The sequence below is a fragment of the Asticcacaulis sp. AND118 genome, assembly GCF_020535245.1.
Lineage (GTDB): Bacteria > Pseudomonadota > Alphaproteobacteria > Caulobacterales > Caulobacteraceae > Asticcacaulis.
On the sequence record NZ_CP084910.1, the window covers coordinates 842071 to 858182 of the forward strand.

The window sequence follows — 16112 nt, forward strand, 5'->3', positions numbered from 1 at the left end:
CGAGTCATACGGCAAACGCACTGACTTCTTTATGCGGTAGCGAAGGCCGCCCTGGCGGCCAGACCCAGACCCGACGCCACTGACGAGAAGCGGTCGCCGTAGTTGATCTTTGCGGCGGGAAAGGCGGCCTGCATGGCGGCCTCGAAGCCCGGCATGGCGGTCGAGCCGCCGGTCATGAACAGGGTGTGAATATCACCGGGCGTGAGGCCGGCCTTTTCCACGCACAGTCCGGCGGTGGCGACGACCTTGGCCACTTCGCGCGCGGTCGAGCCGATAAGCGTATCGCGCGTGACCTCGGACGCCCAGCCGGCTTCGATGTCGCCATAGTCGATGCGGGTGGCCTCATCGGTTGAAAGCGCGATCTTGGCGGTTTCGATGCGGCTGGCGATGGCGTGGCCCATGCGGTCTTCCAGCACCTTGATCAGGCGCTGCGTCAGGTCGCGGCGTTCGGCCATGTGGTGCAGTTCGCGCACGCTGTGCATGACCTTCTGCGTGTAGAGGAAGTTGATCAGGTGCCAGGTCGAAAGCTGATGATAGGTCAGCCCCGGCATGTCGAGCCCGCTTTTCAACTTCGATTTCCAGCCCATATCGACCATGACCGTGTCCATGCTCAGCAGGCGGTCGAAATCCGTGCCGCCGATATGCACGCCGGTATTGGCCAGGATGTCGGAATGGTCGGGAGACAGGCTGAGGACGGAGAAGTCCGAGGTGCCGCCACCGATATCGACAACCAGCACGGTCTCGCTTTCGTTCAGGCGGCTGGCATAGTCGCGGGCGGCGGCCAGCGGCTCGTACTCGAAGCGGATGGTCTTGAACCCTTGCGCCTCGGCAATGCCGCGCAGTTCGTTTTCGGCGCGCTGATCGGCTTCGGCATCGTCATCGACGAAGTGCACGGGACGGCCCAGCACCACGTCCTCGATGGACTCACCCGCATGACGTTCGGCCGCCTTTTTGACGTGGGCGATGTACAGGCCGATGATCTCGCGGAAGTTCTTGCGCTTCGTGCCGACCTGCGTGGTTTCGCCGATCAGATGGCTGCCCAGCACGGATTTCAGCGCGCGCATCAAACGGCCTTCGTAGCCGTCGAGATATTCGGCAATCGCCTTGCGTCCAAAGCTCAGGTGGTCCTCCTCGGTATTGAAGAACAGGGCCGAGGGCAGGGTGACGGCATCGCCTTCGACGGGGACCAGTTGCACCCGATCGCCGCGCCCGACGCTGACGGCGGAGTTGGAGGTGCCGAAATCGATACCGCAATAGGGACGCTGGGACATGGGCTCCGCCGAAGACACACAAAAGGCGGCGGTGTGTACACGGATTGAGCCGGGAAGGCTAGTCACATCCTCCCTTGTGCGCAAAGCGAAACGAGGGAGGAGGCACTTTATAGTCGCACTTACCTCAGAGACTGAACAAATGCCTTAGCTTCGGCGGCTTTCGCCAGCCACAGGTCTTGTGACGCAGGCGGCAGACACACCCATTCCTTCATCGGGCTCCCGCCGCGCGACAGGCGGTGCGCGCCCGTTGCGGCCATCAGCGCGTCGACTTCGGCCACGGGCAATTTCAACACCAGATGTTCATCCATCACAAAGGCGAACAGCTTGCCACCCACCATCAGACCTTCGGTCTTCAGCGCGCGTCCCGTGTGTACCGCCGGATCGCCGCTCAAGGCTTCAAGTATGGGGAGCAGCGCCGCGGGAAGCATGGATCATATCTCGATCAGCACGTCTGGCGACTCGTTGGGATTGACGGCGCCCGGCGGGAAGTGCGCCGCCAGCACCGTGCCGCAGCGTTCCACGGCGGTTTCAAATCCGCCGGTCAGGTCGCCCTTTTTGATATGGGCGATCAGGGCGGCGACCGTTTCGTTCCACTCTTTCTTGTCGACGCGGGTATAGATGCCTTCGTCGGCGATGACATCGACAAAGTGCTCCTCAAGGGCGCAGAAGATCATCACCCCCGTGCGTTCTTTCGTCAGGTGCAGGCCGCGTGCCATGAACTGCTCCAGCGCCTTTTTGTGGGCGCGGCGACGGGTTATAAAACGCGGCGTCAGCCACAGCTTGACCTTCGGCACACTGACCAGCAGATAGACGCTGGCGAACAGCAGCAATTGCATCAGGGCGTAGAAGATGATGGCTTCGGCGGCCAGCAATTCGCCGGTGACGTTCGGGGCGTTCCATCCGGCGATGGCCGTCAGCACCGGTCCCAGCCAGTCGTGCGGCCACACACCCAGCCCCAAGAAAATCAGCGGCAGGATGAAGGCCGATCCGGCGGCCCACATCAGCGGCGTTTCCGGATAGTCGAGCGCGGTTTTCTTGATAACGCAGGTAATCTCGCCTGAGGTATTTGTCTCGGCGCGGGCGATGGCGGCGTTGATACGGGCGTGGTCGATGTTCAAAGGCATGTCCGTCTTTCCCTTACCAGCTTCCCGAAGAGCCGCCGCCGCCGAAGCCGCCGCCGCCTCCGCTAAAGCCGCCGCCTCCCCCGCCGCTCCAGCCGCCACCGCCTCCGCCGCCCCGCAGCAGGGCTTCGATGATGAAGAAGGGCAGCCAGCCGCGGCCGAAGATAAGCAGGAACGCGATCACGACGATGATGACCCACAGCGGAATGCGCTGGCCCTTCTGAACCGGCTGCTGCTCGAACTTGCGCGCCTTTTCGATGGCCGTACCGCGATCGGCGGCGAGCTGGGCAACGATTTCGTCGGCGCCCCTGATGATGCCGGTCTGATAGTCCCCGGCGCGGAAGGCCGGCAGGATGGCGTTCTGGATGATCAGCGACGAATAGGCGTCGGTAATGACGGGTTCGAGCCCGTAGCCGACCTCGATACGCACCTTCCGCTCGTTCGGCGCGACGATGAGGATGACGCCGTTGTCCTTGAACTGTCCGCCGGCTTCGGAACCGGCTATGGTAGAGGCCTGAGCCGTCTTCTGACCGATGCCCCAATGGCGGCCCAACTGATAGCCATAGTCGGCGATGTCATAGCCCTGAAGGCTATCGAGCGTGACAACGACGACCTGATCGGTGGTGGCGTTCTCCAATCCTTGTAGCTTCGCCGTCAGTTCGGCCTCGGCTTCGGGTGTCAGCAGATTGGCCTGATCGACAACACGACCGGTCAAGGGCGGGAATTTAGGTTCGGCTAAGGCTGCAGATGCCCACAGCGTCAGGCACAGGAAAAGGAAGGCCGTCCATGCGGCCCTCATCCGCAGGGCGGAGGCGGGGAGAGACATGGTTTGGCCTTCCGGGACTTAGCTTACTGTGCGGCAGCGCTGGAAGCCGCAGGCGCGCTGGTCTGCGACTGGGTGTTCAGGCCGGAGAAATCGACGGTCGGGGCCTGATCGGCGCCGGCGGCGGCCTTGAAATATTCCATCGGCTTGGAGCCTGAATGGATGGTGCCGGCCAGGATGTTCTGCGGGAAGGAACGCAGGGTGGTGTTATAGGTCTGGGCGGCGGCGTTATAGTCGCGGCGCGCCACCGAGATGCGGTTTTCCGTGCCTTCGAGCTGCGATTGCAGAGTCAGGAAGCCTTGCTGGCTCTTGAGATCCGGATAGCGCTCCACGACGACCATCAGGCGGCCCAGAGCCGAGGACATGCCGTCCTGAGCCTGCTGGAACTGCTGGAACTTGGCCGGGTCGGAGATGGTCGAGGCGTCGACATTGACGCTGGTGGCCTTGGCGCGGGCTTCGACCACTTCGGTCAGGGTGCCACGCTCGGCGATGGCCGCGCCCTGCACCGTGTTGACCAGATTGCCGACGAGGTCGTTACGGCGCTGGTACTGGTTCTGAACCTCGGAGAAGGCGGCCTTGGCGGCTTCTTCCTGCGTCGGGATGCGGTTGACGTCACAGGCCGTCAGGCTCATGGCGGCGGCCGCGATGGCGACAAGACCCAGAACACGCTTCAGCTTGATCACGATAGTAGCTCCCTTAAAAAGCCCGGTGTGTGTTGCCCATACACATAGGCGAAATCCGGCGGTTGCAAAAGGGGGAGCAGGTTACCTTTTGTTAAGGTGAGGAACGGAGGAGGGATAGATCATGAATCCAATCGTTTTCGTAAAAGGGCGCGGCCTAAGCGCCATTCAAAGCCTGATTGTGTGGCCGTCGCTCGGCGGATGGGCGTGGTGCGCGGTCGTGGCTATTGCGGTGGCGGCAGCGGTGGCGGGGATCGGCTTCGGCAGCGGCATATTGCAGGTGGGGACGCCTCAGCCGGACTTAGCCAGGCTGTTTCTCAGCGTGATGCTGGTGCCGGCCTTTACCGAGGAACTGGTGTTTCGCGGGGTGATGATCCCGGCGCGGAACGAGACGACGCGACCGGTAATGTGGATCGGCGTCGGGACGGTGGTGTTTGTGCTGTGGCATGTATTCGAGGCGCTGGTGATTCTGCCCGGGGCGACCTTGTTCCTGCATCCGGCGTTTTTGCTCAATGCGGGGCTGATCGGACTGGGGTGCGCGCTGATGCGCTGGCGCACCGGGTCTCTGTGGCCGGCGGTGCTGTACCACGGGGGGCTGGTGTTCGTGTGGAAGGCGTGGCTGGGCGGGCCGTCGCTTGAGGAACTGATGGGGTAACAGACCCGGCGCGAAGCGCCCTGAGTGCACAAATGTTAGAGGTTGCGCAGGTGTCCCAAGCAAGTAAGAACCCCCACCACCACATTTCGCCTTCGGCTCGTGCGGTCCCCCTCCCCAGAGGTATGAGAGGACCGAAGCGGGCGTTGCCATTCGGGCTCCGGTAATGGGGTCTGGGGCCAACTGGCCCCAGGATCTTTGATCTTCAATCCAAAACCTACGACACCACCGGGGCATCGACGGTCTTGCGCATCACGTAGTTGGTCAGCTTGTAAGTGCCGACGCGAGTGCGTTCTTCGTGGTCGAAAACAAAGCCGGATTTGAGCGAAAAGCCGATGCCGTGGTCGTGGTCCTTGGGGACGATGAGCGACAGGGTGTGGGCGTCGTCGAAATGAGTGAGAGCGGCCTGCATCAGGGCCTTGCCGATGCCGCTGCCGCGATAGTCTTCGAGGACGTAGACCTTGTGCACGCTGACGTGACCGTGGTCGGAGGCGGCGGAGAGAAAGCCCACCGGCTTGCCGTTGAGTTCGGCGACCCAGTAGAGGTGGCCGCGCGCGTCCATGTCTTCTTCGAGAGTGTCGAGATCGAACAGGGCGCTGATGATGGCGTCCATCTGAACCGGCGAGACCACGTTGCGGTAGAGGCGCGGCCAGATGATCATGGCCAGATCGCGCACGACGTAAAGCTCTTCCGTGCGGATGCGGCGGATTTTCGGCGGGTTCGGCATTTGAGACCTCCGTTTCCTGGGGAGCGGGGAACTCCTTAACAGTACAACAGGGCGCCTTTGGGTCTTCCCTGTGTCATTTCCTCCAATCGGCTCGTTTTTGAGCCTGTGAATAACCTGCCATGAAAATCACGGAATGGGAAATATTATTTCAAATCATGTCGGCCTGTGATTGATTTGGGTGTGATCGCTCAGAGCGGCTTGCGCATGATGTGATCAGTGAAGGGGAACGGTCCCATTTGTACTGAAACGGTGGCCTCGATCTCGAAGCCCTGCGACTGATAGAAGGCAATGGCCGGGGCATTGCCGTCATTGACGTAGAGCGCCAGTTCGCGGGCATCGGGGAAGGCGGCGAGGATGGTGTTGATCAGGGCCTTGCCGGTGCCTCTGCCGCGGCAGATGTCACGCAGATAGAGCTTCTTGAGCCACAAACGCTCGCCTTCCTGATAGGCGGACACGTAGCCGGCGTCCTCGCCGTCGACCTGCGCCAGCCAGTAGCGGTGGCCGCGCTCGGTGATATCGGCGCGCAGGGTGTCGAGGGCGTAGATGACCTCGACCATGGGGCCGATGCGCTCCGGCGGCAGGATGCCGGCGAAACATTCCGGCCAGATGACGCGGGCCATGGCCTGCACGCGGGGCAGATCGTCGAGCGTGGCGGCGAAGATACGAGTCGTCATTCTATCCTCCTGTCATCCGGCTGTGACAAGGATGGGCGCGGAAGGCAAGCGAGGCTTGTCTTGCAGGCGAAGATATCGTCATTATCGTTTCCAGGTTGTAGATCAGGGGGCCAGTCATGGCATTGGGCGGCAATAACGGACCGGTCGAATATCTCAGCGCGGTGGTGCTGGCCACCGGCGGACTGGGCATGGCGGCGTCGGCGCTGGTGGATGCGGCGCGGGCGGTGTGGCCCAATGGCGGCGTGTCCTCGTGTGGCTACCGGCATTTGCAGCGCGTCTATACGGCGCTGGAGCCGGCGCTGAAGGTGGCGCTGGGGCCGGACTGGGATGGCATATTGCGCGGCTACTGGATCAACGGGTCGCCGCGCGAACAGAACATTTCGACGGTGATCGCCTTGGTGCGGCTGGGCCTGACCGCAGAGACGCCGCAGCAGGTGCTGGGCAATCTGCTGGGGCACGGCGATGTGTCGCCGGTCGATCCGGAAGCCTTGGGCCGGGCGACGCGGTTCCTGCACGAGGGCGTGCCGGATGTGATCGAGGGTGAGACGGCCGAGCCGCAGGCCGTTGAAACGCAGAAGGCCTTCGATGCGCTGGGGCGGTTCGATGCGCTGTTGCGGGCGCGGCTGGAGGCCGCCTACGACAAGGCCGACCATGATTATCGCGCCGGTTCGCGGTTCGCCGCTTCGGTGGTCGCGGTGGGGCTGTCGCTGCTCTGCGCCTTCGTGCTGGCGGCCTACAGCCCCATCGGTCAAAGCTGGCAGCTCTATGCCATGGCCTTCGGGCTGGGGATTCTGGCCGTGCCGCTGGCGCCGATCGCCAAGGATTTGACCTCGGCGCTCAAGGCGGCGGCGAGCGCGCTGAAGACCGTCTCGAACAAGGGCTGATCCGGTGTGGTTCCTTAATCTCAGGAGCGAATCCGGCCCTTCGGCCTCGGTGCCGAAACTGGCGCAGGCGCATTTGCTGAAGATCGAAGTGGCGGACGGCAAGGTCATCGCGACGACCGGTGGCGGCATGAAGCCCATCCCTCTGGCGGCGCTGGGGGCGCAAGCGCGCAACCGGCGGCTGGTCTTCGTCACGCACGGCTATAATGTGACGCTGAGGAACGGGCTCAATGCGCTGGCCGGGGTGCGGCAGTTCCTGAACCTCGACGATACCTATCTGGTGGTGGGGGTGCTGTGGCCGGGCGAATCGACGACCATGCTCAACTATGTGTGGGAGCATCAGGACGCCATGCAGGCCGGGCGCGTGCTGGCGGAATTCATCGACGCCTATTGCGCCGATGCGCTGGAGGTGAATTTCATCTCGCACAGTCTGGGCGGACGGCTGGGGCTGGAGTGCCTGCGCACGGTGAAGCGTCGCCTGCGTGAGGTGTGTCTGACCGCGCCGGCGGTCAATGCCGATGCCTTCGCCAAGCGTTACAAGGGCATGGAGGTGAAGGCCGAGCGCATTTCCATACTGGCGTCGAAGGCTGACAAGATTCTGATGCTGGCCTATCCGCCGGGCAATTTCGCGGCCACGGCCTTCGGGGACATCGACGCGCCGCTGATGGCGGCTCTGGGGCGTATCGGCGCGAAACCCAGACCCGCCAATGTCGCCAACTATCAGATCCCCTCGACCTTCCTGTGGCTGGATAAGGGCGTCGACCGCAATTTCGACCATATGGACTATTATCCGGGCCAGACGATGCGCACGCCGCCGCATGTGCAACTGCCGCTGCCCGGCGATCGCAACAATGCGCGTCCGGCCCATGCCGCTCGCAACAGCCTGTGGCAACTGATGACCCATGCCCTGCCGGGTTGGCCGAAGTAGATTTCAGATAAAATAAAGGCGCTTGAGACCAGGGGGGAAGTCTCAAGCGCCATCTTCAGCCGGACATTTCAGGGGGGGGGGACGTCTGCCCGGCTGGTAGTCTGTAGATAGGCAGTGATCACAGGATTGCCAGACCCGGACGTCGAAAAAACCGAGCCGAAAGTGCGGCAGGACGCCGCACCCTACGGGGCAAACGGCAGAGACAGCGCCTGAGCCACCGCCGCGTGGCGGATATGGCCGGCGGCAATGTTCAACCCGGCTTTCAGGTGCGGATCGGTGCTCAGCGCTTCGGCCACGCCCATGGTCGCCATCTTCACCACAAAGGGCAGGGTGGCGTTGTTGAGCGCCAGTGTCGAGGTGCGCGCCACCGCGCCCGGCATGTTGGCGACGCAGTAATGCACGATGCCGTCGACAAGGAAGATCGGGTCCTGATGCGTGGTCGGGTGCGAAGTTTCGAAGCAGCCGCCCTGATCGATCGCGATATCGACCATCACCGCGCCGGCCTTCATGGTCTTCAGCATGTCGCGGCTGACCAGCTTGGGGGCCGCCGCGCCGGGGATCAGCACCGCGCCGATGACAAGGTCGGCCTCGGCCACCGCTTCGGCCAGAGCCGCGCGCGCCGAATAGGCGGTCTTGACGCGGCCCTGGAACAAACGGTCGATCTCGATCAGCCGGTGCGCCGACACGTCGAAGATGGTGACGTCGGCCTGAAGCCCGGCGGCCATCTGGGCGGCATTGATCCCGGCGACGCCCGCGCCGATGATGACGACCTTCGCCGGTGCGACCCCCGGCACGCCGCCCATCAGCACGCCGCGTCCGCCATAGGCCTTGTGCAGATAGGTGGCCCCGACATGGACAGATATGCGCCCGGCGACTTCCGACATCGGACGCAGCAGCGGCAAACCACCCTGCGGCTCGGTCACGGTCTCATAGGCGATGCAGGTCGCGCCCGATGCCATCAGCGCCTCAGCCTGCGGCTTGTCGGCGGCCAGGTGTAGATAGGTGAACAGGGTTTGGCGCGGTTTCAGCCAGGCGCATTCGTGCAGTTGCGGTTCCTTGACCTTGACGATCAGGTCGCCCGCCGCGAAGGCCTCTTCGGCTGTGGCGACGATCTTCGCTGATAGTCGGCGTCGCTGAAGCCGATGCCTTCGCCGGCATGGGTTTCCACGAAGAGCTGATGGTCGTGATGGGCGAGTTCGGCCACGCTGCCGGGTGTCAGCCCGACGCGGTATTCGTGGTTTTTGATTTCTTTGGGTACGCTGATTTTCATGGTCCGCTCCTCCGGTGATGTCTGTGATCACATTTTTGTCCGAGACGCGTTCATTCCCGCAACGGATGTCCGTTTTCGGGAGCGCGCTCGTTTTTGTAGATAATGATACGAAATTCGATGGAATTTCTTGCAATTATGTGGCTTGTGCTGCCGATTTGCGGGATATATTCTCAATTCTATGGCGAACGCTGATAAATTTTCCGATCTCGATTCCTTCGACCGCGAACTGATCAAGGTTCTGCGCAACGACGCCCGCGCCACGGCGGCGGAACTGGGCGAGAAGGTGGGGCTGAGCCCTTCGGCGGCACACCGCCGCGTCAAACTGCTGGAGCAGCGCGGCATCATCACCGGCTATCGCGCCGTGATCGCCGAAAGCGTGCACGGCAAGCAGGGTATGGTCTTCGTGCATGTCACGCTGCAGGACCAGCGCCGCGAAACCTTCGAAAAGTTCGAGAAGGCGGTGGTGCAGATCACTGCCGTCGAAGAATGTCACCTGATGTCGGGTGAAGCGGATTATTTGCTCAAGATCGTCCTGCGCGAAAGCCTGTCCTATGAGGACGTCCACCGCGACGTGCTGTCGACCATGCCGGGCGTGTCCAAGCTGGTGTCGCAGTTCTCGATCCGCACCGTCAAAGCCGTTTAATTTTAACCACGGAAAACACAGAAAGCACGGAAATTGGGCGTGTGGCGCACGTGGCGCGAAGTATCCTTCGCCTCATCTGACACGCGGTGATCAAGGCTTTTGAGCCCGATCAGCTCCAAAGTCTGTGCTTTGTGTGCTTTGCATGGTTAAACTCTTTAAGCCTATCCGTTCTTCGCCACCCATTGTTCGAACAGCACGCTGACCACGGCGCTCAGTTCCTCGCGGCTGAGCGAGCCGTCGCGATTCATGTCGGCGAGATCGAAATAGGCCGCCTTTTTCGGGCTGACGGTTGTGAATTCGGCGCGTGAAATCGCGCCGTCCTTATTGGTGTCGGTTTTACGGAATTGCGCATCGACCTCGGCATCGATGCGGGCGCGCATGGCCGCCTTTTCCGCCGGCGTCTTTGGCGGGGCCGGCATTTCGGCCAAGGCCGGAACCGCCGACAGGGTGAGGGCAGGGATCAGCCAGATAAGCGGTTTGCGCATAGGATGCTCCTTTGAGATGAACAGGGAGTCTAAACGCAGGTCGGGGCGGAAATAGGGAGCGATTGCGGCGCAGAGCGGGATGATTTTAGATGAAAGCCTCATCCCACACTACGTTTTCAGCGGTCGCGTAATTTTCCCGAAAAGTGGCGCCCACTTTATCGGATTGCGCTTTAGATGCCGACGATGAAGGCCAGTTCGTCGAGATCGGCATCGTGCGCAACGGTGTCGTTCAGGCTCATCGATACGCCGACGCCGATCAGGGCGCAGGCGGCCAGCGCCGCGGCCTTATAGACCAGTCCGTAGCGCCATTCGGTCAGGCTGCGCACGGCCGCATCGCGCCAGACAAATCCCTGCTGACGCGACATGGCCTGACGCGCGATACGATCGGCCAGGCCGGTCGCCGGCTGCGGCGTGCTCCAGCTATGCAGTTTGCGCTCGAACTCAGTCATCCTTTACTCCTAGCACGGTCTTGAGCTGGCGTCTTGCCCGAACGAGCACGGATTCCAGCGCCTTGACGCTTATATTCAGGCTTTGCGCCGCTTCGGCGTTACTGAAGCCTTCGAAATAGCACATGGCGACGGCCATGCGCTGATGGGTCGGTAATTGCGCCACAGCGTCACGCACAAGGCGGGCGTTCTGCTGTTGCAACAGGTGCGCCTCGGCGTCCGGATCGCCGTCGCTCAGCGCTTCGGCCCAGTCCTCGATGGGCTGGGTCTTGGGTTTGAAGCGCCGCGCCCGATCGAGGCAGGCGCGGGTGACAATCGTGTAGAGCCAGGTCGAAAAGGCCGAACGCTCCGGTTCGAAGCGTCCGGCATTGGTCCAGACCTTGGTGAAGGCGGCTTGCACCGCCTCTTCCGCGTCCTCGCGATTAAGCAGAACGCGATAGGCGACGGCATGGGCGCGGGGCAGGTGACGCGCCACGAGCTGACGGAAGGCGGCGGCATCGCCCTCCGCCGTCAGTCGCATGAGCTGGGCATCACCCACCGCATCGCGCATCACTTGTCTTTACGCTCGCCCGGACCCTTTTTACCGGGGCCTTTCAGTTCGGCGCGGACCTCTTCGCGGGACAGCTTGCCGTCCTTATTGACGTCGAGGCGGTCGAAACGGTCATTGGCCTGCTTCAGGAACTCTTCGCGCGAGATGAAGTTGTCCTGATTGGCGTCGGTGCGCTGGAACAGGCGGTCTTCGAACTTCTCACGCATGTCGTCGGCACGCTTGCGGTGCTCCTGCATCTTTTCCTGCAGGAGTGTGGACTGGGCGAGGACGGGCGAACCCGTCATCACAAGGCAAGCGGCGATTACGCTAAAAACGACGGGACGCATCGGAGCTTATTTCCCTCCGCTCGAAGACGAAGAGACTGCGCTGCCGCCGGGGCGCTGGCCGCCCTGCTGGCTCATGCGGGCTTTCATGAAGGCAATCATCTCGTCCTTGGTCAGTTTTCCGTCCTTGTCGGCGTCCATCTGATCGAACATTTCCGGGCGGCGGCCCTTATATTCGTCACGGGCGATGAAGCCGTCCTTGTTGGCATCCATCTGGGCGAAGCGCTCTTCCGGAGTCATGCGCGGGCCGTTGCCATTGCCCCAGCCACCTTGCGGTTGGGACTGGCCGTCCTGAGCGAAGGCGGTCAGAGGCAGAAGAACGAGGGCGGAAGCGATCAGCAGCGGGGTCTTGGTCATGGCGTGGGTACCATCCGTTTGAGGAGAGATATCCCTTATACGGCGGCCCGTGCGAATCCCCTGCAACCGGATCAGATTTTCATATTCAGCAATTGCCCGGTCATGTCCTGAGAGGTTTTCAGTACAGCGAGATTGGCGGAAAAGGCCGTCTGGGCCTGCTTCTGATCGAGTACGGCGCTGGTCAGATCGGCGGCTTCGGTTCCGGCCGTCTGGGCCACCTTCATCGCGGAACGGTCGAACATCCGGGCGGCGTTCAGCGCGCCCGCGGCGGCGGTGTTGAAAGCAATCATGGTACGCACCTTACTCTGCCGGGGGAGAAGGGGATCGCCCGGTTCATGCATCATGCGCCCGAATGATTAAGCCGAGGCTTCGAAACGGGATTAATGCGGGGTTAGGGGTACGTTCGAAGATGAGCTGGATTGATTTCCTGCGTTTCGCCGGACCTTCGCTCAGGCCCAATTTACGAATCCGCATTTCCACCGTGTCTTTATGGCTACACTTTTTATGGTTACACTTGTCGATGATAAGACAAAAAAATACCGGCCAACAGGCCGGTCATTTTTGCTGGATGGCGGAGAGGGTGGGATTCGAACCCACGGTAGGCTTGCACCTACGCCGCATTTCGAGTGCGGTACATTCGACCACTCTGCCACCTCTCCGTATATCACAAGGTGTTTCGTCCGTGGACGGTGCCCGGTGGTCGCGGGCAGGGCCGTTCTCCTACTCATAAGGCGTACGCAACGCAAGCCCCTTTCCACAGCTATTCACATTTAATTATTGAAAACTTACGCCGCGAAGACGACGACGTAAGGCAACTGCGTCCGAAAAATGGCATTTCTATTTGTAGTGTCTTTCGGGTGTCAGTCGTCCTTAAAAGACGTGTTAAGGGGCGCATTTTCAACCAAAATGGCATTTTAGGTGCTAGGCAAGATATGTTCCCACAGTTATGTAGGCGTTTGTAATTACGGTCAGTCCGTCGTGCGTTTTTTCGGCGGCCTCATCGATGGCCAAGAGAGGGCATTACACATGAAACTCAACTTGCTGGCGGGCGCTGCGCTCGTCGCACTGGCGATGGCGTCTGGCGCCGCCGCCCAGGAAGCCGAAGGCTGGTACGGCGCTGTCGACCTCGGCTACAATACGAAATCCGAATATGGCGCGCGTTCGGCCAATAACATGCCGGACGGCTCGCCGTTCGTCTACGACGTTTCGACGGAAGATGACTGGGCCGGCTTTGCCCGTCTCGGTTATCGCTACAACCCGAACTGGCGCGTCGAATTCGAAGGCGGCTACCGTCCCGGTGACGTGGACGCGGCTCGTGGCTTCGCCCGCGTTTATCCGTACCTGGGCGGCTCCGCTCCGCGCGACACCGCGCTCTGCACGCCGGGCGTGACGCGTACGGCGTCGACCCCCTGCGGCAGCCCGGTCGGTTCGTTCGATCAGACGACCTTCATGGCGAACCTGATCTACGATTTCGTTCCGGAATCGAAGTTCCATCCGTTCGTCGGCCTGGGTATCGGTCTGGATCGCGTGAAGGCTGACTTCACCGGCCAGTATTCGGTCAACCCGACCGCCACCGGTCAGAACCTGACCATCTCGGGTGAAGACACCGTCGCCGCCTATCAGGCGCTGGCCGGTTTCGCCTGGGCTCTGTCGGATCGTCTGAACCTCGACTTCACCTATCGTTATCTGACGACGGAAGAAGTCAACTTCGACGCGACGTCGACGACGACGGCTCTGAACCCCGGTTCGTTCTCGGGCAAATTCAACGATCAGACCGTGACCGTCGGTCTGCGCTGGTCGTTCGGTGCGCCCCCGCCGCCTCCGCCGCCTCCCCCGCCGCCGCCGCCTCCTCCTCCCCCGCCTCCGCCGCCTCCGCCGCCGCCTCCGCCGCCGGTTGAAGAAGCGGTGAAGTACGAAGCCCGCGAATTCATTGTGTACTTCGAATTCGATCAGTCGACCCTGACCGCCGACGCGCAAGCGATCGTGCAACAGGCTGCCGATTACTCGAAGGCTGGTAACGCGACTCGCGTGGTTGTCGTCGGTCACGCCGACACCTCGGGTTCGGCTGCCTACAACATCCGCCTCTCGGAACGTCGCGCCAAGACCGTGGCTGACGCTCTGGCCGGTCTCGGCGTGTCGGGTTCGATCCTGGCCGTTGACTGGAAGGGTGAATCGGCTCCGGCAGTCGCCACCGGCGACGGCGTGAAGGAACCGCTGAACCGTCGTTCGACCATCGACATCGCGTTCTAATCAAACGCTGTCGGTATCGACAGACACAAGAAACCCGGCCTGTTCGCAGGCCGGGTTTTTTGCGTTTAAAAGGGAAAAAATCGCGGGACCGCAGGCCCCACACGCCACTATATTCGCCTCAAATCTATGCCGTTGTGCCCTGACAGGTTTCGGGGTGCAGGGGCCTCAGGCCCCCTGCGTCTTTCTCACTTCAATCCGGATAGGCGTCTACTGATCGTCGTCCGGGGCTTCGACCTGAGACCCGACCGGATGGCCGGTCACCGGGTCACGGGGCGCGCGGCTGAAGCCGTATCCCCGCAAGACCGTAAAATCGCGCGTGCGCTTGTGATCGAGGGCGATTTTCAACGATTCGCCGGGGCTGGTGGCGGTGAAGTCGTTGCGAATATCCGGGATGAAGCCATCGACATAGGAGACGATCAGCACATTCTGGCCGGTTTCAGCGGTCAGGGGCGTTTCCGTCTCGGCCTGTGACTTGGGATGAGCCTCGCGCACCCATGCCTTGAGCGGCACGTCGGGATTGGCGGCGAACCAGTCGCGGCCGTAATAGGCCATGCCGTTATAGACGTTGCGATTATCGACGGCGATAGCCGTGGGGCGCGGGCCGGCCTGCGCTTCGGCGATTACGGCTTGGGTTAGGGTGTCCCAGCCGCGGGCGCGTTTCACCGTATTGCTGAGACCCAGCGTGCGCGTCAGGTCGGCAGAGGCGGCGCCCAGCATGAATACCGCCAATATGATGCCCTGAATGGCGAGGCCGACGCCCAGCACGGGACGCCAGGCTTTGTGTGACCTTACGGCAACGCTGAAACCCGTAGTGATGAAGGCGGCGACCAGCAAACTGGCTGGCACATAGGCCGATGCGGCCCAGTTGGCGTTGGCGCGCGACAGGAAGGCCTGAACGCTGACGAAGAGGAGCGGGGGCAGAGTAAGGCAGGCCAGACCGATCAAACGGGCGCGGACATCCTCAGGGCTGTCGCGGTGCAATATGCCCGTTCGACGCCACACAAGACCGGCAACTCCCAGCAAGAGCACTGCGACGGGCACCGGCCCGAACACTCCTAACTGATCGCGCCAGAACGTCAGCAGGGACATCGGATTGAACAGTTTGCCCCAATGCCAGTTGGCGTTATCGGCGGTGTGCGAAACCGTCTGAAAGCCGTGATTGGCGTTCCAGTAGAGATTTGGCGACATCAGCACAACAAACGCCCCGGCAAACAGCGCCAGACTGCGCCAGTTCCAGCAGCGACGCACCGAAGGCACGAATACCGCGTGTGCTGCCGCGCCGATCAGGAAATACAGGCAGGCATATTTGCTGAGGAAGGCCGCCCCGAAAGCCAACCCCATGCCCAGCGCTGCTTTCAATCGGCCGCGCTCATCAGGATTCGTCAGGAAAAGGCTATAAAAATAAAGCGTTGCCGCCAGGAAAAACATCAGCGGGGCGTCGGTCGAGATCACCGCCGAAGACAAGACCACACCCGGCATGAGGCTATATATAATAGCCGCGGTGAGACCGGTGGCTTCATTGAACAACCGTTTGCCCGCGCCCCATAAGAATAGCGCCGCTCCTAAGTGCAGCACGGGGGCGAACAGCCGCACGAAGGGCTCGGCATCCGAGGCAAGAGTCGAGAGGTGGATCAGCCAGGCGATCATGGGCGGCTTGGAATAGTAGCCGAAGTCCAGTTCGCGCGACCACAACCAGTATTGCGCCTCGTCTGGATAGAGGTTGGTGTAGGTGATGAACAGCAGCGCGACGCGCAGCACAAACAACAGGCCCAGGCCCCACAGGACGTAACGTGCGGGGGTGGAAAGGGGAGCGGAAGTCGGCAAGGTCATAATGGGGCGATCGCGGGGCGAGGTGAATTTTGTGCGGCGCGCAAATATTTAGGCGGCCAACGTGGCCGAACTTTGCACATCTCTGGCTGAATGACACGCCTTCCGGACCCGCGCAAACACGAATGGTTACGGACTGTATCCCGCAAACGATAAAAGGTGACATAAACTGTGGTAATTTCAGCGCAGATGGTTCCGACTGTC

At 61.8% G+C, this 16112-nt stretch carries 19 protein-coding genes, 1 tRNA gene and 1 pseudogene; 5 read left to right on the forward strand and 16 right to left on the reverse strand.

Annotated elements, in window-relative coordinates:
• Positions 1–29: 29 nt before the first annotated feature.
• The 5 genes from LH365_RS04060 to LH365_RS04080 form a co-directional block, all read right to left on the reverse strand.
• Positions 30–1271 (reverse strand): Hsp70 family protein, encoded by a 1242-nt coding sequence (locus LH365_RS04060; protein ID WP_226744923.1) that lies wholly within the window; start codon positions 1269–1271, stop codon positions 30–32.
• Positions 1272–1390: 119 nt separating this feature from the next.
• Positions 1391–1699: a hypothetical protein gene (locus tag LH365_RS04065; RefSeq protein ID WP_226744924.1), complete on the reverse strand. Its 309-nt coding sequence runs from the start codon at positions 1697–1699 to the stop codon at positions 1391–1393.
• A 3-nt stretch (positions 1700–1702) separates the two neighbouring features.
• A complete protein-coding gene (locus LH365_RS04070) occupies positions 1703–2395 on the reverse strand; it encodes a TPM domain-containing protein (RefSeq protein ID WP_226744925.1) in 693 nt (230 codons plus the stop codon).
• 13 nt (positions 2396–2408) lie between these two features.
• Positions 2409–3218 (reverse strand): YgcG family protein, encoded by an 810-nt coding sequence (locus tag LH365_RS04075; RefSeq protein WP_226744926.1) that lies wholly within the window; start codon positions 3216–3218, stop codon positions 2409–2411.
• 23 nt (positions 3219–3241) lie between these two features.
• Positions 3242–3898, reverse strand: a complete 657-nt coding sequence (locus tag LH365_RS04080) for a LemA family protein (RefSeq protein WP_226744927.1) — start codon at positions 3896–3898, stop codon at positions 3242–3244.
• Between the two features lie 121 nt (positions 3899–4019).
• Between LH365_RS04080 and LH365_RS04085 the strand changes: the two genes are divergently transcribed.
• Complete coding sequence (locus LH365_RS04085; protein ID WP_226744928.1) at positions 4020–4550, forward strand: type II CAAX prenyl endopeptidase Rce1 family protein; 531 nt, start codon at positions 4020–4022, stop codon at positions 4548–4550.
• A 214-nt stretch (positions 4551–4764) separates the two neighbouring features.
• Here the strand turns inward: LH365_RS04085 and LH365_RS04090 are convergent, their stop codons facing one another.
• Entirely contained in the window at positions 4765–5274 is a 510-nt protein-coding gene (locus tag LH365_RS04090) for a GNAT family N-acetyltransferase (RefSeq protein WP_226744929.1), read from the reverse strand.
• A gap of 188 nt (positions 5275–5462) precedes the next feature.
• Positions 5463–5948 carry a GNAT family N-acetyltransferase gene (locus tag LH365_RS04095; protein ID WP_226744930.1) on the reverse strand — a complete coding sequence of 162 codons (486 nt, stop codon included), beginning with the start codon at positions 5946–5948 and terminating at the stop codon, positions 5463–5465.
• Positions 5949–6064: 116 nt separating this feature from the next.
• Here LH365_RS04095 and LH365_RS04100 point away from each other — a divergent pair, with 116 nt between their 5' ends.
• Together LH365_RS04100 and LH365_RS04105 are read left to right on the forward strand one after the other, a co-directional pair.
• Complete coding sequence (locus tag LH365_RS04100; RefSeq protein ID WP_226744931.1) at positions 6065–6832, forward strand: hypothetical protein; 768 nt, start codon at positions 6065–6067, stop codon at positions 6830–6832.
• 4 nt (positions 6833–6836) lie between these two features.
• Positions 6837–7757: an alpha/beta hydrolase gene (locus tag LH365_RS04105; protein ID WP_226744932.1), complete on the forward strand. Its 921-nt coding sequence runs from the start codon at positions 6837–6839 to the stop codon at positions 7755–7757.
• 182 nt (positions 7758–7939) lie between these two features.
• Here LH365_RS04105 and ald read toward each other — a convergent pair.
• A pseudogene (gene ald, locus LH365_RS04110) lies at positions 7940–9027 on the reverse strand (alanine dehydrogenase).
• Between the two features lie 178 nt (positions 9028–9205).
• Here ald and LH365_RS04115 point away from each other — a divergent pair.
• Positions 9206–9670, forward strand: coding sequence for an Lrp/AsnC family transcriptional regulator (locus tag LH365_RS04115; protein WP_107873884.1), 465 nt, complete (start codon positions 9206–9208; stop codon positions 9668–9670).
• Positions 9671–9831: 161 nt separating this feature from the next.
• Here LH365_RS04115 and LH365_RS04120 read toward each other — a convergent pair whose 3' ends face one another.
• The 7 genes from LH365_RS04120 to LH365_RS04150 form a co-directional block, all read right to left on the reverse strand.
• Positions 9832–10155 (reverse strand): EF-hand domain-containing protein, encoded by a 324-nt coding sequence (locus LH365_RS04120; protein WP_226744933.1) that lies wholly within the window; start codon positions 10153–10155, stop codon positions 9832–9834.
• Between the two features lie 170 nt (positions 10156–10325).
• Entirely contained in the window at positions 10326–10604 is a 279-nt protein-coding gene (locus LH365_RS04125) for a hypothetical protein (protein WP_226744934.1), read from the reverse strand.
• Entirely contained in the window at positions 10597–11151 is a 555-nt protein-coding gene (locus LH365_RS04130; RefSeq protein ID WP_226744935.1) for a sigma-70 family RNA polymerase sigma factor, read from the reverse strand. Before LH365_RS04130 ends, LH365_RS04125 begins: the two co-directional genes overlap by 8 nt.
• Positions 11151–11435: a hypothetical protein gene (locus LH365_RS04135; protein WP_226744936.1), complete on the reverse strand. Its 285-nt coding sequence runs from the start codon at positions 11433–11435 to the stop codon at positions 11151–11153. The genes LH365_RS04130 and LH365_RS04135 overlap by 1 nt, the downstream gene beginning before the upstream one ends.
• Positions 11436–11483: 48 nt before the next feature.
• Positions 11484–11831: an EF-hand domain-containing protein gene (locus tag LH365_RS04140; RefSeq protein ID WP_226744937.1), complete on the reverse strand. Its 348-nt coding sequence runs from the start codon at positions 11829–11831 to the stop codon at positions 11484–11486.
• A gap of 71 nt (positions 11832–11902) precedes the next feature.
• Positions 11903–12121: a flagellar hook protein FlgE gene (locus LH365_RS04145; protein ID WP_226744938.1), complete on the reverse strand. Its 219-nt coding sequence runs from the start codon at positions 12119–12121 to the stop codon at positions 11903–11905.
• 279 nt (positions 12122–12400) lie between these two features.
• Positions 12401–12490, reverse strand: a tRNA-Ser gene (locus LH365_RS04150).
• Between the two features lie 367 nt (positions 12491–12857).
• Between LH365_RS04150 and LH365_RS04155 the strand changes: the two genes are divergently transcribed.
• Positions 12858–14081, forward strand: coding sequence for an OmpA family protein (locus tag LH365_RS04155; protein WP_226744939.1), 1224 nt, complete (start codon positions 12858–12860; stop codon positions 14079–14081).
• A gap of 207 nt (positions 14082–14288) precedes the next feature.
• Here LH365_RS04155 and LH365_RS04160 read toward each other — a convergent pair whose 3' ends face one another.
• Positions 14289–15911, reverse strand: coding sequence for a glycosyltransferase family 39 protein (locus LH365_RS04160; protein WP_226744940.1), 1623 nt, complete (start codon positions 15909–15911; stop codon positions 14289–14291).
• Positions 15912–16112 lie beyond the last annotated feature (201 nt).